Source organism: Pseudomonas sp. NPDC086251, assembly GCF_044746405.1.
Taxonomy (GTDB): Bacteria; Pseudomonadota; Gammaproteobacteria; order Pseudomonadales; family Pseudomonadaceae; genus Aquipseudomonas.
This window is the reverse complement of the sequence record NZ_JBIVBY010000013.1, coordinates 155302-176019: the sequence shown is the minus strand read 5'-3', so window position 1 is coordinate 176019 and position 20718 is coordinate 155302. Positions and strand designations below refer to the sequence as shown.

General features: G+C 61.7%; 20 protein-coding genes. 16 read left to right on the top strand and 4 right to left on the bottom strand.

Annotated features, from left to right (window positions below):
* The first annotated feature begins 63 nt into the window (after positions 1-63).
* From cobO to ACIPL2_RS17505, 14 genes are all read left to right on the top strand, one after another.
* Complete coding sequence (gene cobO / locus ACIPL2_RS17570) at positions 64-675, top strand: cob(I)yrinic acid a,c-diamide adenosyltransferase (protein WP_059402199.1); 612 nt, start codon at positions 64-66, stop codon at positions 673-675.
* The gene (locus ACIPL2_RS17565) at positions 672-2072 is read left to right on the top strand and encodes a cobyrinate a,c-diamide synthase (RefSeq protein ID WP_401358199.1); all 1401 of its coding nucleotides are present in this window, start codon (positions 672-674) and stop codon (positions 2070-2072) included. Before cobO ends, ACIPL2_RS17565 begins: the two co-directional genes overlap by 4 nt.
* A complete protein-coding gene (gene bluB / locus ACIPL2_RS17560; RefSeq protein ID WP_401358198.1) occupies positions 2069-2719 on the top strand; it encodes a 5,6-dimethylbenzimidazole synthase in 651 nt (216 codons plus the stop codon). The genes ACIPL2_RS17565 and bluB overlap by 4 nt, the downstream gene beginning before the upstream one ends.
* A complete protein-coding gene (cbiB, locus tag ACIPL2_RS17555) occupies positions 2716-3624 on the top strand; it encodes an adenosylcobinamide-phosphate synthase CbiB (protein ID WP_401358196.1) in 909 nt (302 codons plus the stop codon). The genes bluB and cbiB overlap by 4 nt, the downstream gene beginning before the upstream one ends.
* Complete coding sequence (cobD, locus tag ACIPL2_RS17550) at positions 3617-4609, top strand: threonine-phosphate decarboxylase CobD (protein ID WP_401358194.1); 993 nt, start codon at positions 3617-3619, stop codon at positions 4607-4609. The genes cbiB and cobD overlap by 8 nt, the downstream gene beginning before the upstream one ends.
* Positions 4606-6057 (top strand): cobyric acid synthase, encoded by a 1452-nt coding sequence (locus ACIPL2_RS17545; RefSeq protein ID WP_401358192.1) that lies wholly within the window; start codon positions 4606-4608, stop codon positions 6055-6057. The genes cobD and ACIPL2_RS17545 overlap by 4 nt, the downstream gene beginning before the upstream one ends.
* 150 nt (positions 6058-6207) lie before the next feature.
* A complete protein-coding gene (gene cobU, locus ACIPL2_RS17540; RefSeq protein ID WP_401358190.1) occupies positions 6208-6729 on the top strand; it encodes a bifunctional adenosylcobinamide kinase/adenosylcobinamide-phosphate guanylyltransferase in 522 nt (173 codons plus the stop codon).
* Positions 6726-7781, top strand: coding sequence for a nicotinate-nucleotide--dimethylbenzimidazole phosphoribosyltransferase (cobT, locus tag ACIPL2_RS17535; RefSeq protein WP_401358188.1), 1056 nt, complete (start codon positions 6726-6728; stop codon positions 7779-7781). The genes cobU and cobT overlap by 4 nt, the downstream gene beginning before the upstream one ends.
* Positions 7778-8353 carry an alpha-ribazole phosphatase family protein gene (gene cobC, locus ACIPL2_RS17530; protein ID WP_401358186.1) on the top strand — a complete coding sequence of 192 codons (576 nt, stop codon included), beginning with the start codon at positions 7778-7780 and terminating at the stop codon, positions 8351-8353. Before cobT ends, cobC begins: the two co-directional genes overlap by 4 nt.
* Positions 8354-8355: 2 nt before the next feature.
* Positions 8356-9090 (top strand): adenosylcobinamide-GDP ribazoletransferase, encoded by a 735-nt coding sequence (locus ACIPL2_RS17525; protein WP_401358185.1) that lies wholly within the window; start codon positions 8356-8358, stop codon positions 9088-9090.
* A 125-nt stretch (positions 9091-9215) separates the two neighbouring features.
* A complete protein-coding gene (locus tag ACIPL2_RS17520) occupies positions 9216-9620 on the top strand; it encodes a MarR family winged helix-turn-helix transcriptional regulator (protein WP_401358183.1) in 405 nt (134 codons plus the stop codon).
* Between the two features lie 52 nt (positions 9621-9672).
* Positions 9673-10881: an MFS transporter gene (locus ACIPL2_RS17515; protein ID WP_401358182.1), complete on the top strand. Its 1209-nt coding sequence runs from the start codon at positions 9673-9675 to the stop codon at positions 10879-10881.
* On the top strand, positions 10878-11000 hold the full coding sequence (locus ACIPL2_RS17510; protein ID WP_401358180.1) for a hypothetical protein: 123 nt from the start codon (positions 10878-10880) through the stop codon (positions 10998-11000). Before ACIPL2_RS17515 ends, ACIPL2_RS17510 begins: the two co-directional genes overlap by 4 nt.
* Positions 11001-11055: 55 nt before the next feature.
* The gene (locus tag ACIPL2_RS17505; RefSeq protein ID WP_401358178.1) at positions 11056-11622 is read left to right on the top strand and encodes a glutathione peroxidase; all 567 of its coding nucleotides are present in this window, start codon (positions 11056-11058) and stop codon (positions 11620-11622) included.
* Between the two features lie 88 nt (positions 11623-11710).
* Here ACIPL2_RS17505 and ACIPL2_RS17500 read toward each other — a convergent pair whose 3' ends face one another.
* The 3 genes from ACIPL2_RS17500 to ACIPL2_RS17490 form a co-directional block, all read right to left on the bottom strand.
* The gene (locus ACIPL2_RS17500) at positions 11711-12982 is read right to left on the bottom strand and encodes an OmpP1/FadL family transporter (protein ID WP_401358177.1); all 1272 of its coding nucleotides are present in this window, start codon (positions 12980-12982) and stop codon (positions 11711-11713) included.
* Between the two features lie 145 nt (positions 12983-13127).
* Positions 13128-13610, bottom strand: a complete 483-nt coding sequence (locus ACIPL2_RS17495; RefSeq protein ID WP_401358176.1) for a hypothetical protein — start codon at positions 13608-13610, stop codon at positions 13128-13130.
* A gap of 276 nt (positions 13611-13886) precedes the next feature.
* Positions 13887-14111: a hypothetical protein gene (locus ACIPL2_RS17490; protein WP_007898912.1), complete on the bottom strand. Its 225-nt coding sequence runs from the start codon at positions 14109-14111 to the stop codon at positions 13887-13889.
* A 955-nt stretch (positions 14112-15066) separates the two neighbouring features.
* Here ACIPL2_RS17490 and ACIPL2_RS17485 point away from each other — a divergent pair.
* Together ACIPL2_RS17485 and rmuC are read left to right on the top strand one after the other, a co-directional pair.
* A complete protein-coding gene (locus ACIPL2_RS17485; protein WP_401358175.1) occupies positions 15067-15390 on the top strand; it encodes a sel1 repeat family protein in 324 nt (107 codons plus the stop codon).
* A gap of 175 nt (positions 15391-15565) precedes the next feature.
* Entirely contained in the window at positions 15566-16930 is a 1365-nt protein-coding gene (gene rmuC / locus ACIPL2_RS17480) for a DNA recombination protein RmuC (RefSeq protein WP_177333625.1), read from the top strand.
* A 132-nt stretch (positions 16931-17062) separates the two neighbouring features.
* On the opposite strand, the gene ACIPL2_RS17475 is transcribed toward rmuC, so the two are convergent.
* Positions 17063-20533 carry a NahK/ErcS family hybrid sensor histidine kinase/response regulator gene (locus ACIPL2_RS17475; RefSeq protein ID WP_401358174.1) on the bottom strand — a complete coding sequence of 1157 codons (3471 nt, stop codon included), beginning with the start codon at positions 20531-20533 and terminating at the stop codon, positions 17063-17065.
* Positions 20534-20718 lie beyond the last annotated feature (185 nt).

Below are 20718 nucleotides of genomic sequence, written 5' to 3'. Positions count from 1 at the left end.
GGCTTTTTGCCGTCTATTCTTGTGCCTGCCCGCCGTTATCCAGCCTCAACGGAGAGCTCCCCCATGACTGATACCCCCGATCGTGACGAACGCCATTTGGCGCGCATGCAACGCAAAAAAGCCGTGATCGACGAACGCATCGCCAACTCCCCGAACGAATGCGGCCTATTGCTGGTGCTGACCGGCAACGGCAAAGGCAAGAGCAGTTCGGCGTTTGGCATGCTCGCCCGCTCCATGGGCCACGGCATGCAGTGCGGTGTGGTGCAGTTCATCAAGGGTCGCAACAGCACCGGTGAAGAGTTGTTCTTCCGGCGCTTCCCGGAGCAGGTGCGCTTTCATGTGATGGGCGAGGGCTTTACCTGGGAAACCCAGGATCGCCAGCGTGACATCGCCGCCGCCGAAGCCGCCTGGGCCGTGTCCCAGGAACTGCTGCGCGACCCGTCCATCGGCCTGGTGGTGCTCGATGAGTTGAACATCGCCCTCAAGCACGGCTACCTCGACCTCGATCAGGTGCTCAGCGATTTGCAGGCCCGTCCGCCGATGCAGCACGTGGTGGTGACCGGTCGCGGCGCCAAACCGGAAATGATTGAACTGGCCGATACCGTCACCGAAATGGGCGTGATCAAGCACGCGTTCCAGGCCGGGATCAAAGCGCAAAAAGGCGTCGAGCTGTGAATCAACCCCGTCATTGCCCGGCGGTGCTGATCGCCGCGCCGGCCTCCGGTCAGGGCAAGACCACCGTCACTGCCGCGCTGGCCCGTTTGCATCGCAATCAGGGCCGCAAGGTGCGCGTGTTCAAATGCGGCCCGGACTTCCTCGACCCGATGATTCTCGAACGCGCCAGCGGCGCGCCGGTGTATCAGCTGGACATGTGGATGGTCGGCGAGCAGGAAAGTCGTCGACTGTTGTGGGAAGCCGCCGGTGAAGCCGATCTGATTCTTATCGAAGGCGTCATGGGCCTGTTCGACGGCACGCCGTCCAGCGCAGACCTGGCGCGGCATTTCGGTGTGCCGGTGCTCGGCGTGATCGACGGCACCGCCATGGCCCAGACGTTTGGCGCGCTGGCCTTGGGGCTGGCGCGCTATCAGCCGGATTTGCCGTTCGCCGGTGTGTTGGCCAACCGCGTTGGCACTTTGCGGCATGCGCAATTGCTCGAAGGCAGCCTGACCGAAGGCCTGCGCTGGTACGGCGCGTTGTCCCGGGAAACCGGGATCGAATTGCCGAGCCGTCACTTGGGGCTGGTGCAGGCCAGCGAGCTGAACGATCTCGATCTGCGCCTCGATGCGGCAGCCGATGCGCTGGCCAGCAGCTGCGAGGTTGCGCTGCCACCGGCGGTGGAATTCGGCGCCCCTGATGTGATCGTTGCCGAACCGTTACTGGCCGGCGTGCGCATCGCCGTGGCCCGTGACGAAGCGTTCGCGTTCACCTATGGCGCGAGCCTGGATCTGTTGCGGGCGATGGGCGCCGAGTTGCTGTTTTTCTCGCCGATCCGTGACACGCAATTGCCGGACGCCGACAGCCTCTACCTGCCGGGTGGATATCCGGAGCTGCACCATGTAGCGCTGTCGCAAAACACCTCGATGCTGACCGCGATCCGCGCTCACCACGCGGCGGGTAAACCGTTGCTGGCCGAATGCGGCGGCATGCTTTATCTGCTCGATTCGTTGACCGATGTCGACGGCACTCGCGCGGAACTGGTCGGCTTGCTGGCGGGAGATGCAGTGATGCAGAAACGTCTGGCAGCGTTGGCGTTGCAAGCGGTGGAACTGCCGGAAGGTTCGCTGCGCGGGCACACGTATCACCACTCGCTGACCAGCACCGAGCTTGAGCCGATTGCGCGTGGGCTCAGTCCTAATGGCGGGCGTGGGGCAGAGGCGGTGTATCGCGAGGGGCGGATGACGGCTTCTTATGTGCACTTTTATTTTCCGTCGAATCCGCAAGCGATCGCCGCGTTATTGGCGCCTGACCTTGAGGCCGCCTTCGCGAGCAAGCCCGCTCCCACATTAGAAAGTGTGTTGCCTGAAGAAACGCGGTCCATTGTGGGAGCGGGCTTGCTCGCGAAGAGGCCATGACCGACAACGCATTCAGCCAGGCCGAACGCGAAGCTGTTTATCGGGCCATCGCCGAACGCCGCGACATGCGCCATTTCAGCGGCGGTACCGTCGAGCCCGAACTCCTGCGCCGTCTGCTCGAAGCCGCGCACCAGGCGCCGAGTGTCGGCCTGATGCAGCCCTGGCGGTTCATCCGCATCAGCGACCGTGCCCTGCGCGGCGAGATCCAGCAACTGGTGGAAGAAGAACGTCTGCGCACCGCCGAAGCCCTCGGCGAGCGCAGCGATGACTTCATGAAACTCAAGGTCGAAGGCATCAACGATTGCGCCGAGGTGCTGGTCGCCGCGCTGATGGACGATCGCGAACGGCACATTTTCGGCCGCCGCACCTTGCCGGAAATGGACATGGCCTCGCTGTCCTGCGCCATCCAGAACCTCTGGCTGGCGTCCCGCGCCGAAGGGTTGGGCATGGGCTGGGTGTCGCTGTTCGAGCCGCAAGCCCTGGCCGATCTGCTGCAGATGCCGGCCGGCGCCAAGCCGCTGGCGGTGCTGTGTCTCGGCCCGGTAAAGGAATTCTATCCGGCGCCAATGCTGGTACTTGAAGGCTGGGCGCAAGCGCGTCCGCTGAACGAATTGCTGTATGAAAATGTTTGGGGAGTGAGTCAATGAGTGTGGCGTTGTTGAGTGTCGCCGCCGTGGCGCTGGATGCGCTGCTGGGTGAACCCAAACGCTGGCATCCGCTGGTAGCGTTCGGCCGTTTTGCCGACCGCATCGAGCAACGTTTCAATGGCGGCGGTCGCGGCTGGCGCAGTCACGGCGTTACCGCCTGGGTGATTGCCGTACTGCCGTTGACCCTGCTGGCCACGGCATTTTCCTGGGCACCTTATGTCGGTTGGATCGTCGAGATTCTCGCGCTCTATTGCGCGCTCGGCATGCGCAGTCTCGGCGAGCACGTCGAGCCGGTGGCCAAGGCCCTGCGCAGCGATGACCTGGACGAGGCCCGCAAGCGCGTGGGCTATCTGGTCAGCCGTCAGACCAGCGAACTGGATAAAACCGAAGTCGCCCGCGCCGCCACCGAATCCGTCTTGGAAAACGGCAGCGACGCCGTATTTGCCGCGCTGTTCTGGTTCGCCGTGGCCGGCGCGCCGGGTGTGGTGCTCTACCGTTTGAGCAACACGCTCGACGCCATGTGGGGCTATCGCAACGAGCGCTTTGAGCGTTTCGGCTGGGCGGCGGCGAAGATCGACGACGTGCTCAACTACATTCCTGCACGCCTGGTGGCGCTGACCTACGCGTTGCTCGGTAAAACCCGCCTGGCGCTGAAATGCTGGCGTCTCCAGGGTCCGACCTGGGACAGCCCGAATGCCGGTCCGGTGATGGCCGCCGGTGCCGGTGCGCTCGGTGTCGAGTTGGGCGGGGCGGCGATCTATCACGGCGAACTGCATCAGCGTCCGCCACTGGGCGAAGGCGCGCCAGCGGACGCCGACTCCATCGACCGTGGCTGGCAATTGGTCCAGCGCGGGGTATGGTTATGGCTGCTGATTCTCTGCGTGGGGGCTGAATTCTATGCTTGAACACGGTGGACGGTTGCGCAAGGCCGCGCTCGAATACGGCATCGCCGAAGCCGACTGGCTCGACCTGTCCAGCGGCCTGGCGCCCTGGCCGTTTCCGGTTCCAGAGATTCCGTTGCGAGCGTGGGCGCGCTTGCCGGAAACCGATGATGGCCTGGAGCAGGCCGCCTGCGATTACTACGGCGCCGTGCAGGTGCTGCCGGTGGCCGGCTCGCAAATGGCGATCCAGTTGCTGCCGCGTTTGCGTCGGGTCGGCAAGGTCGGCGTGCTCTCGCCGTGTTATGCCGAACACGCCGAAGCCTGGCGCCGCAGCGGTTACATCGTGCGTGAAGTGCTGGAGCAGGAAGTCGACTTTTTCCTCGACAGCCTCGACGTGCTGGTGGTGGTCAACCCGAATAATCCCACCGGCCTGAGCCTGACCCCGAGTCGTCTGCTGGACTGGCATTCAAAACTGGCCCAGCGCGGTGGCTGGCTGGTGGTGGACGAGGCGTTCATGGACAACACGCCGGCGCTGAGCCTGGCGCCGTTTGCCAATCAGGTCGGGTTGATCGTGTTGCGCTCCTTCGGCAAGTTTTTCGGCCTGGCCGGTGTGCGGTTGGGGTTTGTGCTGGCCGAGCGCAAGTTGCTCAAGTTGCTGGCCGAACAAGTGGGCCCCTGGGCGGTCAGTGGACCGACTCGGGTGCTGGGCCAGGCGTGTTTACTGGACAGCGAAGGGCATGCCCGGCAACGGCTGCGCACTGAAGAGGCCAGCGCACGTCTGGCGCGGCTGCTGGAGCAGCACGGTTTCAAACCCCAGGGCGGTTGCGCCTTGTTTCAATGGCTGATCATCGAACGCGCCGAAGCGCTCCATGAGTTCATGGCTCGACGCGGCATCTTGCTGCGGTTGTTCACGCATAACAGCAGCCTGCGCTTTGGCCTGCCGGCCGATGAAGCCGACTGGACACGACTCGCTGCTGCATTCGAAGCTTACGCCAAGGAAAACCAATGACCACGTTGATGGTGCAGGGCACGACATCGGACGCCGGTAAAAGCACGCTGGTGACGGCGTTGTGTCGTTGGGTGGTGCGTCAGGGCGTGAGCGTCGTGCCGTTCAAACCGCAGAACATGGCGCTCAACAGTGCCGTGACCGCCGACGGTGGCGAGATCGGTCGCGCGCAAGCGGTGCAGGCCCAGGCGGCCAACCTTGAGCCGCACACCGACATGAACCCGGTGCTGCTCAAACCCAACAGCGACACCGGCGCCCAAGTGATCATCCACGGTCGTGCGGTCACGACCATGAACGCGGTCGCCTATCACGACTACAAAGCCATCGCCATGCAAGCGGTGCTGGCCTCCCATGCGCGGTTGAGCGCGGCGTATCCAGTGGTGATGGTCGAAGGCGCCGGCTCGCCGGCCGAGATCAATCTGCGTGCCGGCGACATCGCCAACATGGGCTTTGCCGAGGCGGTCGACTGCCCGGTGGTACTGATCGCCGACATCAATCGCGGCGGGGTGTTCGCGCATTTGGTAGGCACGCTGGAACTGCTGTCGCCGAGCGAACAGGCGCGGGTCAAAGGTTTCATCATCAACCGTTTTCGCGGTGACATCGCCTTGCTGCAACCCGGCCTGGACTGGCTGGAAGCACGCACCGGCAAACCGGTGATCGGCGTCTTGCCCTACGTCATGGACCTGCACCTGGAAGCCGAAGACGGCATCGATCAGCGCCAGACCGACAAGGCCGACCGCGTGCTGAAGGTGGTGGTGCCGGTGCTGCCGCGCATCAGCAACCACACCGATTTCGATCCGCTGCGCTTGCACCCGCAAGTGGACCTGCAATTCATCGGCCCTGGCCAGGCGATTCCACCAGCCGATCTGATCATCCTTCCCGGCTCGAAAAGCGTGCGCAGTGACCTTGCGTATCTGCGCGCCAATGGTTGGGACAGCGCCATCACCAGACACCTGCGTTACGGCGGAAAAGTGCTGGGTATTTGCGGCGGTCTGCAAATGCTCGGTGAACAGGTGCATGATCCGCTGGGCCTCGAAGGTGCACCGGGTTCAAGTGCCGGTTTGGGCTTGCTGGCGTTCGACACGCAGCTCGAAGAAGAGAAACAGTTGCGCAATGTGCGCGGGCGTCTGGCGCTGGAAGATGCGCCGGTCAGCGGCTATGAAATTCATGCCGGCGTGACCACCGGGCCGGCGTTGGAAAACGCTGCGGTGCAGTTGGATGATGGTCGTTGTGATGGCGCGCAAAGTGCCGACGGGCAGATTTTCGGCACCTATCTGCACGGGCTGTTCGAGTCCCCGGCGGCGTGCAGTGCGCTGTTGCGTTGGGCCGGTTTGCAGGAGGTGCAGGACGTGGATTACCACGGGTTGCGTGAGCGCGATATCGAGCGGCTGGCGGATCTGGTGGAGAAGCATTTGGATACCGCGCTGTTGCGTGAGCTCTGCGGATTTTAGGGTGAATTGGCTGGCCTCTTCGCGAGCAAGCCCGCTCCCACATTAGATCTCCAGCGAACATCGAATTTATGTTCGGCGCCGTTCAAATGTGGGAGCGGGCTTGCTCGCGAAGACTTTATTCGCCGCACTGCCAATTAGAAGGTTATGAATATGCTGCAACTGATCCTCGGCGGCGCCCGCTCCGGCAAAAGTCGCCTGGCTGAAAAACTGGCTACAGATAGCCAACTCAAGGTGACCTACATCGCCACCAGCCAACCCCTCGACGGCGAAATGAATGAGCGGGTGGCCCATCACCGCGCCCGTCGTCCGGCCGAATGGGCGCTGATCGAAGAACCGCTTGAACTCGCCCGCATCCTGCGCGAAACCGCCCGTCCCGAGCGTTGCCTGCTGGTGGATTGCCTGACCCTGTGGCTGACCAACCTGCTGATGCTCGACAACCCCGAGCGTCTCAACGCCGAGCGCGAAGCCCTGCTGGACTGCCTGGCGACGCTGCCGGGTGAAATCATTTTTGTCAGCAACGAGACCGGAATGGGTGTCGTGCCGCTGGGCGAATTGACTCGCCGCTATGTCGATGAAGCCGGTTGGCTGCATCAAGCTTTGGCCGAGCGCTGTCAGCGAGTCGTCCTGACCGTCGCCGGCCTGCCCCTGACTTTGAAAGGAACTGCGTTATGACTCAATCCTGGTGGCTGAACCCGTGCAAGCCGATCGATGCGGCAGCGGTCGAGCAGGCCGCAGCGCGTCAGCAGCAACTGACCAAACCGGCCGGTTCCCTCGGCCGACTGGAGTCGGTAGCGGTGCAATTGGCGGGGTTGCAGGGGCAAGTCAAGCCGAGCCTCGATCAGCTGTGGATCGCGATTTTTGCCGGCGATCACGGCGTGGTCGCCGAAGGGGTGTCGGCGTTTCCCCAGGAAGTCACCGGGCAAATGCTGCACAACTTCGTCAGTGGCGGCGCGGCGATCAGCGTGTTGGCGCGGCAGTTGGGCGCGTCCCTTGAAGTGGTTGACCTCGGCACTGTCAACCCGGCGTTGAATTTGCCGGGTGTGCGTCACATGAACGTGGGCCCTGGCACGGCGAATTTTGTCGACGCTCCGGCGATGACGCAGGCTCAGGGCGAACTCGCCTTGCAGGCCGGTCGCGACAGCGTGCAGCGCGCCATCGCGGCGGGTGCGCAGCTGTTCATCGGCGGTGAAATGGGCATCGGCAACACCACCGCAGCCAGCGCTCTGGCCTGTGCATTGCTCGATTGCCCGGTGGTGCATCTGGCCGGGCCGGGCACCGGGCTGGACGCGGCGGGCGTGAGCCACAAGGCTCAGGTCATCGAGCGTGCGTTGGCCATGCATGGCGCGCAGCGCGGTGATGCGTTGCAAACCCTGTTCAACCTCGGAGGTTTTGAAATTGCGGCACTGGTCGGCGCGTACCTGGCGTGTGCCCAGGAAGGCGTCGCGGTGCTGGTGGACGGTTTCATTTGCAGCGTCGCCGCGTTGGTTGCGGTGCGCTTGAACCCTGAATGCCGGCAGTGGCTGTTGTTCGGGCATCGCGGTGCCGAGCCGGGTCATCGCCATGTCCTGGAAACCCTCAACGCCGAGCCGTTGCTGGATCTCGGCCTGCGCTTGGGCGAGGGCAGCGGCGCCGCGTTGGCCGTGCCGTTGCTGCGTCTGGCTTGCGACCTTCACGGCCAAATGGCGACCTTCGCCGAAGCCGCGGTGGCGGATCGTCCGGCATGACCTTGCGCCTGGATCTCTTGCGCCACGGCGAAACCGAACTCGGCGGCGGCCTGCGCGGCAGCCTCGACGATGCGTTGACCGACAAGGGCTGGGCGCAGATGCGCGCCGCCGTGATCGAGCAAGGGCCGTGGGATCGCCTTGTCAGTTCGCCGTTGCAGCGCTGTGCGCGGTTCGCAGAGGAACTCGGCGCGCAACTGGGGTTGCCGGTGCAACTGGATAAAGATTTGCAGGAGCTGCACTTCGGCGCCTGGGAAGGGCAGAGCGCGAAGGCGTTGATGGAAACCGATGCCGAGGCCTTGGGATTGTTCTGGGCCGACCCGTATTCGTTTACACCGCCTCAGGGTGAGCGGGTCTTGGATTTTTCGACGCGCGTGCTGGCGGCGGTTGCGCGTCTGCACGCCGCCTATGCGGGCGAGCGAGTGTTGCTGATCAGCCATGGTGGCGTGATGCGCTTGCTGCTGGCTCAGGCGCGGGGATTGCCCCGTGAGCAGTTGCTCAACGTTGAGGTGGGCCACGGTGCGTTGTTTTCGCTGTCGGTCGAGTCGGGTGGCTCGTTAAAGGAAGCGACCTGACCATGCTGCCATTCTGGATCGCCCTGCAATTCCTGAGCAGCCTGCCGATTCGTTTGCCGGGCATGCCGACGCCTGAGGAACTGGGGCGGTCGCTGTTGTTTTATCCGCTGGTGGGGCTGCTGTTCGGCGTGATTTTGTGGGCCCTGAACGGGCTGTTGCTGGGCACGCCGGCGTTGCTTCACGCCGCGTTGTTACTGACGGTTTGGGTGTTGCTCAGTGGTGCGCTGCACCTTGATGGCCTGGCCGATAGCGCCGATGCGTGGCTCGGCGGGTTCGGTGACCGTGAGCGCACGCTGACGATCATGAAGGATCCGCGCAGCGGGCCGATCGCCGTGGTGACGCTGGTGTTGGTGTTGCTGCTGAAATTCGCGGCGTTGCTGGCGTTGATCGAGCAGGGACATGGCGTTGTTTTACTCATCGTTCCCTTGATTGGCCGTGCTGCATTGTTGGGACTATTTCTGACCACACCTTATGTCCGGGCCGGTGGTTTGGGTCAGGCGTTGGCGGATCATTTGCCGCGGTTGGCCGGTAAGCAGGTGTTGGGCGCCAGTGCATTGGTTTGTGTGCTGATTGCCGGTCTCAGCGGTGTATTGGCGTTGGTGCTGGCGGCGCTGATGTTTGTCTGGTTACGGCAGGTGATGGTGCGGCGCTTGGGCGGCACAACCGGCGATACGGCCGGTGCGTTGCTGGAGTTGCTGGAGACGACATTGCTTATAGGGCTGGCATTAATTGTGTAGGAGCGAGGCTTGCCCGCGAAGCTTTTGGCGCACTCAAGGACGCTTTCGCGGGCAAGCCTCGCTCCTACACGGGTAACATGCATCAAATATTTGCTTTCATTTAACCGCGGGTATATACACGCACCATGCTCGACTCCCAATGTTTATGCATCAACCTGCGTCGCGCCGCCCGTGGCGTCAGCAGGCATTACGACGGCGCTCTCGACGGCTTCGGGATCAACGTTGCCCAGTATTCTCTGCTGTGCAATCTGCAGCGTCTGGATCAACCGAGTATTTCCACCCTGGCCGAGGCCATGGGCCTGGACCGCAGCACGCTCGGGCGCAATCTGCGCGTGCTGGAGGGAGAAGGGCTGGTGACGCTGGTCGAGGGCGAGGACATGCGCAATCGTATCGTCCGCCTGACTGACGCCGGTGCTGAGCGGCTGGCAGCGGCCTTGCCCGCCTGGGAAGCGGCGCAGCAGCGGTTGATTGATCGCTTGGGGGCCGAGAAACGCGAAACTTTGCTGAAGTTGCTGGACGAACTGGCGTGATGCCGGTTTGTTCGATCTTAAGCGGGTATATACCCGCTACCGGAGAATAAGAATGACCTCGATGTGGCGTACTTGCGGTTGGGTGTTGGTGGGGAGTGCGCTGATTCTTGCGTTGTCTCTGGGAGTGCGACACGGCTTCGGATTGTTTCTGGCACCGATGAGTGCCGAGTTCGGCTGGGGGCGTGAGACGTTTGCGTTTGCCATCGCCTTGCAGAACCTGATCTGGGGCCTGGCGCAGCCCTTCACCGGCGCGCTGGCCGACCGCTTCGGCGCGGCGAAAGTGGTGGCGGTCGGCGGTGTTTTCTATGCGCTGGGGCTGCTGTTCATGGGCTTGTCGGATTCGGCTGTGACCTTGTCCCTGAGTGCTGGCCTGTTGATTGGTCTCGGCTTGTCCGGTACGTCGTTTTCGGTGATCCTCGGCGTGGTCGGGCGCGCGGTGCCACCGGAGAAACGCAGCATGGGCATGGGCATTGCCAGCGCTGCCGGTTCTTTCGGTCAGTTCGCCATGTTGCCCGGTACGCTCGGGTTGATCGGCTGGCTCGGCTGGTCCGCCGCGTTGCTGGTGCTGGGCTTGCTGGTGGCGCTGATTGTGCCGGTGGTGAGCATGCTCAAGGACAAGCCGTTACCCGTGCTCGGCCATGAACAAACCTTGTCCGAAGCATTGCGCGAGGCCTGCTCCCATTCGGGTTTCTGGCTGCTGGCGTTCGGCTTTTTTGTCTGCGGTTTCCAGGTGGTGTTTATCGGCGTGCACCTGCCGGCTTACCTGGTGGACCAGCATCTCCCGGCATCTGTCGGCACCACGGTGCTGGCGCTGATCGGCTTGTTCAACATCTTCGGTACCTACACCGCTGGCTGGCTCGGCGGGCGGATGTCCAAACCGCGTTTGCTCACGGCCCTGTATCTGCTGCGAGCTGTGGTGATTGCATGGTTCCTGTGGGCGCCAGTCACAACGACCACTGCCTATCTGTTTGGCATGATGATGGGCTTTCTCTGGCTGTCGACCGTGCCCTTGACCAATGGCACCGTGGCGACCTTGTTTGGTGTGCGAAACCTGTCCATGCTCGGTGGGATCGTGTTCCTGTTTCACCAGCTCGGATCGTTCCTCGGCGGCTGGTTGGGCGGGGTGGTGTATGACCGGACCGGGAGCTATGACTTGATCTGGCAAGTGGCGATTCTTTTGAGCCTGTTGGCTGCCGCCCTGAACTGGCCGGTGCGTGAGCAGCCTGTGGAGCGTCTGCAAACCCGGATGAGTGCGGTATGAACAGTCTCTGGCCGCGCATCGCTGCGGTCGCGGTCTGCGCCTTGCTGCTGGCCCTGGCGTGGTGGGGCTGGCAGCAGGGCGGGCTGGCGTTGATGCAGTTGGGCATGGGTGCTTGCTAGCAAGACATGAGGGCGAGTAAGTTCGTTTCTGACGACCTCTGAAGGATGCACCGACATGCTGATGCGCTGGTTGGCAGTTCCCGCGTTACTGGTAGCGTTTACCGGATTGGCTCAAGCGGCCGAGTGCCCGGCACTGTTGCAAGGCTCGTTGCCCAAGTTGCGCGCCAATGAATCCATCGACCTGTGCCAGCGCTTCGCCGGCAAGCCGTTGGTGGTGGTCAATACCGCCAGCTTCTGTGGTTTCGCCCCGCAGTTCAAAAGCCTTGAGGCGCTGAATCAGCGTTACAAGGAGCAAGGGCTGGAGGTGCTCGGTGTTCCGTCCAATGACTTCAATCAGGAATCCAAGGACGGCGCGGAGACCGCCAAGGTGTGCTACGTGAACTACGGCGTGACCTTCACCATGACCGAACCGCAGAAAGTCCGCGGCGATGGCGCCACGCATCTGTTCAAGTTGCTCGCCAAGCAGACCAGCGCGCCGAAGTGGAATTTCTACAAGTACGTGGTTGATCGCCAGGGCAAGGTGATCGCCCATTTCTCCAGCCTGACCAAGCCCGACGATCCCGAGTTCATCGAAGCGGTGGAGAAGGCCCTGGCTTCGCCGCCTCTGGCGTCCACACCCTGATCGACGCCCACTAAAAAGCCCCGCCTCTGTACAAGAGTGCGGGGCTTTTTCGATTCAGGCGGCGAGGGTCAAGCCTCGCCGTGACTCATCAGAAGCGGTAGGTCGCGCCAACACCAAAACCATTCGCATAGTTTTCATACTTGGCGCTGTAGGACTGGCGGCCGTTGTTGTCGTTGACCTTGACCGACTCTTCGCGCAAGTACGAATACGCTACGTCGATGGTCAGGTCGTCGGTCGGGCTCCAGCCGGCGCCCAGGCTGAGGATCGTGCGATCGCCCGTCGGGATGCGAGGGGAGCGGTTTTCGTTGTTGGTCGGCGCCTGGTCAACGGACAGACCGGTACGCAGCACCCATTGCTTGTTCAACTGGTAGGAAGCGCCGATGGCGTGAGCCCAGGTGTCGTGCCAGTTCTGCTCTTCGGTGATAGTGCCGAAGCCGCGTGCGGCCAGCGCGGCAGGAACGCCTTCGTTCTCGACGGTGATTTCTTTCAGGCGGCTCCAGCGCGTCCAGGTGCTGCCGGCGTAGACGGTCCACTGGTCGTTCAACTGATGAGTCACCGAGAAGTCGACCGATTCAGGGGTGGTGATGTCCAGCGACGCGTCGAACTTCTGGTTCGGGCTCTGACCCAGGGCGCCGAGCAGGCCGTAGTTGATCTTGGTGTCACCGTCGAGCTTGTACTTCACTTTCGAGTGGTAGGTCAGGCCGAGGCGGGTGCTCTCGAGGGCTTGAACCATGATGCCGATGTTGTAGCCCAGAGCAGTGTCGTCACCCTTGATCTTGACTTCACCATCCGGTGCGCGCGGGTCAAGCGACAGGTTCGATTCCAGCTTGCCGTCGATGCGGTTGATGGTTGGGCCGAAACCGATGGAAACCTTGTCGTTGAAGGCGTAGCTGACGGTTGGCTGAATAGTGACGATCTTGACTTCGCTCTTGCTGCCGAAGTAACGGCCGGCGAAGCCGTTCTCGTAGTCGGTCACCAGGCCGAATGGCGCGTACACGCCGATACCGAAGGCCCACTGGTCATCGATTGGCTTGACGTAGTAGCCCATCGGGACGCCCATGAAAGGGACCATGTCACCTTTGTTGGTACCGCCGTTCGGACGGGAGGTGGCATCGCTGATGTCAGTGTGTGCGTCGATAAATGCAACACCGCCGGTCACTTGTTCGCGCTTGAGGCGAGCCATGCCGGCAGGGTTGCCAAAAATGGTGGATGCGTCATCGGCAGATGAAGATCGCCCAGCAAAACCTGTACCCATCCCGCTGATGCTTTGTTCGTTCAGGGCAAAGCCACTTGCGAAGATCTGGGTGGATGCCAAGGTAACGGCGAGGCTAAGGGTGGTTTTGAGCATTACTTTTTTCATTATTAGAACTCCTGGTGATCACCGGGGCGAAAATTACCAACATTTTCGTCCCAGCGCTATAGCCTGTATCGCTTGATTTAGAGCGGTTTTGTAGGACAATCCGACCAGATTCGCGACGTGTTTCACGATCTTGCGAAAAAGTGGATCAGCAAGCGACCTGATTCATCGGTGAAACACAGGTTTGCCAAGCGTAGGTGAAGTCTCTGAGACGTCCTTGGGGCTGGAACGTCTGGCGCCAGATTCGGGCCATTCCCAACAGGTCGTCGGCTTCGGGGAGGGGAGTGTTCTGTTCTTCTACCAGCAACCAGGCAATGGCAGTGGCGTAACGCAGGTTGACGGTCAATTCGAGGTGCGGACCGCTGAGGAAGGCATGCTGGCTGGCCAGCCCGCGGACCAGGCTTGCGCGCTCCGGGTCAAGTGCCAGGTAGTGGTCCCAGAGTGCCTGATGGCGGGGTTCGGCGATTCGGTACAGGCCGTGTCCACGGCGGTCATGCAGGGCAGTACCAAGGGCTGACTGGCTGGCGGCAATGCCCAGCAGCAGGGATTCGGCGGTTGCGCTATGGCGTCCAAGGTAGATCAATGTCGGGCGGATCACATAGCGGCACAGTTCGCTGGCAGCGATACCCATAAGACCCTCGAAACATGAAATGGTCGGCGATACCTGAATTAAGCGTTGGCAGCGGTGAATCGAGTCAGGCTCGCCGGAAGCGGAACAAGCCGCTTGAGTTGAAGTGTAGTGTCATATTCGCGACGTAAAGGCCTGTTTTTAAAATATTTCCGGCTGCCAGTTATAATCGTTATATCGGTTAGTGCTTAGGCTTTGAACGGGAAAAGTGAAATATCGGGCAATAAAAAGCCCCGCTTTTTGAGCGAGGCTTTTGAGGTTTTCAGTCTTTCTGGCGTATCAGGCAACCAGTGCCTGACGGGTACGCTCGATCACGGCCTGCAGCGGCTCGGCGCTGGAGTATTGATCGGGGTACAGGCGTTCGCTGTGACGAGCGATGCCGTGTTCATTGACCAGAGTGAAGCTGAAGCAGCCTTTGCGAGCGGCCATGATCAGGCAGTTCATTGGTGCAAAAGCGTTGGTTAGGGTGCGAATTGCATCCTGGGTGTGGATTTGAGTAGACATAGTCATTGGGTGTTCCTACAAGCGACACGGATAAGAACCGTGCAAAGTTAAAACGTTCCAGTGACGACGACCACCATTGGTCGAACGAAGAACCCGACTGGAACAAAGCAGCCAGTTTGAAGCGCTGATAAATTGGCGCGCTTGGGCTGGCAGGTAGGTACTTAGGAGGGCAGGCAACACATCAAGGGCAAAGGTTCTGGGCCCGGGGTGAAGATCCTGATCAATTTGCAGGCTGGTTCGGTCAGAGTAAGTGAGCTTCGCAACACCCTTTGCTTTCGATTCAAAGGCTGTGTTGACGCAAGGTTTACCTGGAAACCATCGAGGTGGTCGATCCCGCTTTGTCGGTGGAGGATTCCGTTGGGAAGGCTGACCGGGGGGATTTGTTCGACCAGAATTGACTTTCAGCTTGGTACTAACGCCGCGGATACTAACGGATTGGATTGCAGAAAGAAAGCGCGTCAGCAAAAAAGATTCCAAAAGCTCCTACAGGTGCGCGGTGCTGGCCTGTAATAGCACAGAATCCGACGGCTGGTCGTCCACCTCGGACCTGCCTGAATCACGGGTTTGCGCAGGTTTATCCCCAGGATCAGGTAAAAAAAGCGCCGAAAAAGTCCGTCGATATAACTGCCTCGAAGGTACTTGTGCACATAAGTCGTGCAGGTTGTCACCCCGCTGTCATCTTCCCTTCAAACGCAGTGGGTGCCTGTAACCAAAATTTAAGTCAATGAAAAACATCGCTTTTTTTTACTGGTGAAAAAATCGTCAGTTTGACTGCGGGCCCCATTCCACAGGGCTTTGCGAGAGTTCAGGGGCGGTTGTCCACTGAGTTATCCACAGCTTCTGTGGATTGTCCCGAGCGCTTGCTCTAGGACGGGCGTGCCGGGTTTTTTTAGGCTTTACCTGTAAGAAAAAAAGAGTAGAGTGGCGCGCCTTCCGATCTGCCCCACAGTGCTTTATGAAGTTTCGCTCAGCATCAGACTCTGCCACCTCGACACCCCCCAATGTAATCCCTCCCAAGCGCTTTTCGATGCGTGTGGCGGAGTGGCTTCTCGACAGCCCGCGCCTGGGCGAAAACACCAACGTCAAACACTTTGCCGGACGCCTGCTCAAGCAGCCGGCCCGCGAAGGTGTGGTGGCCGCGCAAAGCCGTCTCGGTCAGCTCATGTGCCGGGAGTGCGGGAATGCCCGTGATCGCCGAATCGGCCAGGACCTTTTGCGCCAAGCCGCGCGGGCAGGGGATAAGCGCGCCCGGCAGGAACTCGGTCTGATCGAAGACTGAGCTGTCCAAGACCTGACGCCTTGGTTAACCTTCAAGCTTTATTTGATTGGCAGGAGTGGCTATGGCTATGGACTTGACCAGCGCGTTGCTGGGTCTGGCGGGCGCTGCACTGCCGTTACTGGTACTGGCCTGGCAACTTCAGCGCCGAGCGAGCGCCACGCAGTCAGACGTTGCGCTGCTGGAAGAGCGACTGGCCATGGCTAACCTGGCTCAGGACGGCTTGAACGCCCAGCTCGAAGCCTGCCGCGATGAGATAGGTGATCTGGGCCAGGCCAACGCTGCCAAACAGGCAGACCTGGCGGCCCTGCGCCGTGAAGTCGAATTGCTGCAGATCGAGCGCGACGACGCCCGCGATGCTGCGCACGCCTGGAATCTCGAACGCGCCGGTAAAGAGGCTGAGCTGCGTCGCCTGGACGCGCAAGCCGCTTCGCTCAATGCCGAGCTGCGTGAGCAGCAGGAAAGCCACCAGCAGCGCCTCAACGACCTGCAAGGCTCGCGTGATGAACTGCGTGCGCAGTTCGCCGAGCTGGCCGGCAAGATCTTCGACGAGCGTGAGCAGCGTTTTGCCGAAAGCAGTCAGCAACGCCTGGGGCAGTTGCTTGATCCGTTGAAGGAACGCATCCAGTCGTTTGAAAAACGCGTCGAGGAAAGTTATCAGGCCGAAGCCCGCGAGCGCTTCTCGCTGGCCAAGGAACTGGAACGACTTCAGCAGTTGAACCTGCGCCTGAGCGATGAAGCCACCAACCTGACCCGTGCCTTGAAAGGCCAGAAAACCCAGGGCAACTGGGGCGAGCTGATTCTGGAGCGAGTGCTTGAACACGCGGGGCTTGAGAAAGGGCGCGAGTATCAGACCCAGGTCAATCTCAAGGGTCCGGACGGCGAGCGTTTCCAGCCGGACGTGATCATTTATCTGCCGGGCGACAAGCAGGTGGTGGTCGACTCAAAGGTCAGCCTCACGGCCTATCAGCAATACGTGGCCGCCGAAGACGATGCCATCGGCCAGATCGCCATCAAGCAGCACGTGCTGTCGCTGCGTAATCACGTCAAAGGCTTGGCCGGCAAGGATTACAAGCGTCTCGACGGCTTGCACAGCCTGGATTTTGTGTTGCTCTTCGTGCCGATCGAAGCGGCGTTTTCCGCTGCCTTGCAGTCGGAGCCGACGCTGTTCCAGGAAGCATTCGACCGCAACATCGTGATTGTCAGCCCGACCACTTTGTTGGCGACGCTGCGCGTTATCGACAGCCTGTGGAAGCAGGAGCGCCAGAGCCAGAACGCCCGGGAAATCGCCGAGCGCGCCGGGTGGCTGTACGACAAGTTCGTGTTGTTCATTCAGGACCTGGATGAAGTCGGCAATCGCTTGCAGCAACTGGACAAAGCCTACAGCTCGGCGCGCAACAAGCTGACAGAAGGCCGCGGCAACCTGGTTAGTCGCAGTGAGCAGCTCAAGTTGCTGGGCGCGCGGGCGAGCAAGAGCCTGCCGGCCGATTTGCTGGAGCGGGCGATGACTGATGTGGATGGCCTGGCCGAGCTGCCGGAGTAAGCCGAAAAGCTTCGCGAGCAAGCCCGCTCCCACATTTGACCGAGTTCTTTCAGATAAAACCCGGTCAAAATGTGGGAGCGGGCTTGCTCGCGAAGGCGCCAGTTGCATCACCACAAGCCAGAATCTTAAGCATCACAACGGCAAATGCCGACTCAGCAACGCCCGCAACGCCGCCGGTTTCACCGGTTTGGCCAGGTAATCGAGCCCCGCCGCATGCACCTGGGCGACCATTTCCGGTCGACCATCGGCACTGATCACCACCCCCGGCACCGGTTCCCCCAAACGGGTCCGCAACCACGCCATCAGTTCGGTCCCTGTCTCGCCGTTATCCAAGTGGTAGTCCACCAGCGCCAATTGTGGACGGATGCCTTCGCTGAGCAGCGCTGCGCATTCCTCGCGGTTGCGCGCCGTCCAGACCTGGCAACCCCATCGAGTCAGCAGGCTGTTCATGCCAATCAGGATGCTGTCTTCGTTATCGATGCACAGCACCTGCGCGCCGCTGAGCGGTTTGCCGTTGAGTTCGACCACCTTGGCCGGCGTCGCGGTTTGCGCCCGCGCCAGCGGCACAGTGACGCTGAACACACTGCCTCGACCCGGCCAGGAGCGTACCTGCAAGGTGTGACCGAGAACGCGACACAGCCCGTCAGCAATCGCCAGGCCCAGCCCCAAACCTTTTTCGGCTCGGGTCTGGTGGCTGTCGAGGCGTTTGAATTCTTCGAAAATCACCAACTGTTTATCTTCCGGAATGCCCGGCCCACGGTCCCAGACCTCCAGGCACAATTCGCCCTTGCGCCGACGAACCCCCAACAGCACCGGCCCTTTGGCGTAGCGGAACGCGTTGGTCAAAAAGTTCTGCAAGACCCGCCGCAACAGCTTGATGTCGCTGTCGACCCGCAACGTACTGCCGCGGACGCGGAATTTCAGCCCCTGATCTCGGGCCAGCGCCTTGAACTCGGCGCCGAGGACGTCGAACAATTCATTGAGTACGAACGGCTTGGGATCGGGGTTGATCTTGCCGTTTTCCAGGCGGGAAATGTCCAGCAGGTCGCTGATCAGGTCCTCGGCCGAGCGCAGCGAAGTGTCGAGGTGATGCACCAGTTTCTGCGCTTCGCTGGACAGGCCGTCGTCCTGATGGGAAAGGGCGGCGGAGAACAAGCGCGCGGCGTTCAACGGTTGCATCAAGTCATGACTGACAGCGGCGAGGAAGCGGGTTTTCGACTGGTTGGCCGCTTCGGCGGTGCTCTTGGCGTCGGTCAGGGCCACGTTGAGCTGCGACAGTTCGTGGGTGCGTTCCGCCACCCGCTGTTCCAGGCCCTCGTTAGCTTCGGTCAACGCGTACTCGGCTTCGCGGAACGGCGTGATGTCGGTGAAACTCATGACAAAACCGCCGCCCGGCATCGGGTTGCCGATCAGCTCGATCACTCGGCCATTGGGGAACAGTCGCTCGGAGGTGTGAGCGCGGCCCTGGCGCATCCAGTGCAAGCGGCGGGCGACGTGCACTTCGGCTTCACCGGGGCCGCACAGACCGCGTTCGGCGTTGTAGCGAATGATGTCGGCGATGGGCCGGCCGACGCTGATCAAGCCGTCCGGGTAATTGAACAGCTCCAGGTAACGGCGGTTCCAGGCCACCAGTTTCAGCGATTGGTCGACCACGCTGATGCCCTGGGTAATGTTCTCGATCGCGCCTTGCAGCAAGGCGCGGTTGAACTGCAGCACTTCCGAGGCTTCGTCGGCGATTCGCACGACATCCTCCAGTTGCATCTCCCGACCTTCAATGGCGGCTTTGACCACCGCGCGCGTCGAAGAGGCCCCGAGCACACCGGCCAGCAAGCGTTCGGTGTGGGCGATCCATTCACCGTCGGCGTTTTGATTCGGGTTGAAGCCTTTGCCCTGGCGGTAGGCGAAACGGATGAAACTCTGCCGCGCCCGCTCTTCACCGACGAAGCGTGCGGCCAGTTGCAGCAAATCGTCGATCTGCACCGACAGCATCGAACGGGCGCTGGGCCGGGCGCTGATTTCCTGGCCAATGAAACGACCGGCCTGCCAGTGCTCCGACACCCGTGTGCGCGACAGCACCGAGACCCAGGCAAACAGGGTGAAGTTGCCCGCCAGCGACAGCACCACGCCTTGGGTCAGCGGGGTGATCGGCAGGTGCAGCGGGTTGCTGTGCAGCCAGGCCAGGCCCGGAAAACTGTTCAGCGACCAACCCAGGCTCAGGGCGGCGATCGGCAGAATCAGCGTGTAGAACCACAGGAATGTCCCGGCGGCGAGGCCGGCGAACACACCGCGGCGGTTGGCCTGTTTCCAGTACAGCGCGCCGAGCATGGCCGGGGCCAGTTGAGTCACGGCGGCGAAGGCGATCTGGCCGATGGTCGCCAGGCTCGCGGTCGAGCCCAGCAGGCGATAGCTGACGTAGGCCAGCAACAGAATCACCACGATGCTGACCCGGCGCACCGACAGCATCCACTGGCGGAACACTTCGAACGGCCGCTCGGCGTTGTTGCGGCGCAGCAACCACGGCAACAGCATGTCGTTGGAAACCATGGTCGACAGCGCCACGCTGGCCACGATCACCATGCCGGTCGCCGCCGACGCGCCGCCGATAAAGGCCAGCATCGCCAGGGCAGGGTGAGACTGCGCGAGCGGCAGGCTGATGACGAAAGAGTCCGGCAGCACTGAGCTGGGCAGCAACATCTGACCCGCGAGGGCGATCGGGACTACAAACAATGCCGCCAATGCCAGGTACGCCGGGAACACCCATTTCGCCAGGCGCAGATCCTGAGGATCGATGTTTTCCACAACGGTCACGTGAAACTGCCGGGGCAGGCAGATGATCGCCATCATCGCCACACCGGTCTGTACCACCATCGACGGCCAGTTGATGGTTTCCTTCCAGTATTCTTCGAGGCGCGGGGCGAGCATCGCCTGGTCGAAAAGGTCGTCGAAACCGTCGTACAGGCCGTAGGTCACGAACGCGCCGACGGCGAGAAATGCGAACAGCTTGACCAGCGATTCGAACGCAATCGCCAGCACCATGCCGCGGTGGTGTTCCGTGGCGTCGAGGTTGCGCGTACCGAAGACGATGGTGAACAGCGCCAGCACCAGCGACACGATCAACGCCGTGTCCTGCGCGCGAACGCCCATGGCGTCGGCACCGGCGCCGATCAGCAGGTTCACCCCGAGCACGATGCCTTTGAGTTGCAAGGCGATGTAGGGCAACACGCCGACCAGGCAGATCAAGGCCACCACCACCGCCAGCGACTGGGATTTGCCGTAGCGCGCAGCAATGAAGTCGGCAATTGAAGTGATGTTTTCCTGCTTGCTGATCATCACCATCTTTTGCAGGACCCACGGCGCGCAGACCAGCAGCAGGATCGGCCCGAGGTAGATCGGCAGGAAAGACCAGAGTTGTTCGGCGGCCTGGCCCACGGCGCCAAAGAACGTCCAACTGGTGCAATAGACCGCCAGCGACAGGCTGTACACCCACGCGCGCACTCGCGGCGGCAACGGGGTGCTGCGACGGTCGCCGTAGAAGGCGATGGCGAACATGATGGCCATATAGGCCAGGGCGACGGCGGCAATCAGCCCGCTGGACAGCGACATGGAAACTCCAGGCAAAAGACACCCGGGATTCACACCCGGTCAGACAGTCTCGCACGATGGACGGGGTTAGTCAGTGTCGACCAAGGTCGAGGCGCGGCGGGGTGTCGCAGGCGGTGTGGCAGGTGGATCTCGGTCTTCATTGCGGGCCCCTTCGCGAGCAAGCCCGCTCCCACATTGGATTTGTG

Bases quoted from the DNA above. Each gene is read 5' to 3' on its own strand.
- ACIPL2_RS17520 (WP_401358183.1), top strand. From the start codon at position 9,216: ATGCTCGACTCCCAATGTTTATGCATCAACCTGCGTCGCGCCGCCCGT.
- ACIPL2_RS17495 (WP_401358176.1), bottom strand. From the start codon at position 13,610: ATGGGTATCGCTGCCAGCGAACTGTGCCGCTATGTGATCCGCCCGACA.
- cobU (WP_401358190.1), top strand. From the start codon at position 6,208: ATGCTGCAACTGATCCTCGGCGGCGCCCGCTCCGGCAAAAGTCGCCTG.
- ACIPL2_RS17500 (WP_401358177.1), bottom strand. From the start codon at position 12,982: ATGAAAAAAGTAATGCTCAAAACCACCCTTAGCCTCGCCGTTACCTTG.
- cobC (WP_401358186.1), top strand. From the start codon at position 7,778: ATGACCTTGCGCCTGGATCTCTTGCGCCACGGCGAAACCGAACTCGGC.
- ACIPL2_RS17545 (WP_401358192.1), top strand. From the start codon at position 4,606: ATGACCACGTTGATGGTGCAGGGCACGACATCGGACGCCGGTAAAAGC.
- ACIPL2_RS17475 (WP_401358174.1), bottom strand. From the start codon at position 20,533: ATGTCGCTGTCCAGCGGGCTGATTGCCGCCGTCGCCCTGGCCTATATG.
- cobD (WP_401358194.1), top strand. From the start codon at position 3,617: ATGCTTGAACACGGTGGACGGTTGCGCAAGGCCGCGCTCGAATACGGC.
- ACIPL2_RS17490 (WP_007898912.1), bottom strand. From the start codon at position 14,111: ATGTCTACTCAAATCCACACCCAGGATGCAATTCGCACCCTAACCAAC.
- ACIPL2_RS17505 (WP_401358178.1), top strand. From the start codon at position 11,056: ATGCTGATGCGCTGGTTGGCAGTTCCCGCGTTACTGGTAGCGTTTACC.
- ACIPL2_RS17485 (WP_401358175.1), top strand. From the start codon at position 15,067: ATGAAGTTTCGCTCAGCATCAGACTCTGCCACCTCGACACCCCCCAAT.
- ACIPL2_RS17515 (WP_401358182.1), top strand. From the start codon at position 9,673: ATGACCTCGATGTGGCGTACTTGCGGTTGGGTGTTGGTGGGGAGTGCG.
- ACIPL2_RS17510 (WP_401358180.1), top strand. From the start codon at position 10,878: ATGAACAGTCTCTGGCCGCGCATCGCTGCGGTCGCGGTCTGCGCCTTG.
- ACIPL2_RS17525 (WP_401358185.1), top strand. From the start codon at position 8,356: ATGCTGCCATTCTGGATCGCCCTGCAATTCCTGAGCAGCCTGCCGATT.
- cbiB (WP_401358196.1), top strand. From the start codon at position 2,716: ATGAGTGTGGCGTTGTTGAGTGTCGCCGCCGTGGCGCTGGATGCGCTG.
- cobO (WP_059402199.1), top strand. From the start codon at position 64: ATGACTGATACCCCCGATCGTGACGAACGCCATTTGGCGCGCATGCAA.
- bluB (WP_401358198.1), top strand. From the start codon at position 2,069: ATGACCGACAACGCATTCAGCCAGGCCGAACGCGAAGCTGTTTATCGG.
- cobT (WP_401358188.1), top strand. From the start codon at position 6,726: ATGACTCAATCCTGGTGGCTGAACCCGTGCAAGCCGATCGATGCGGCA.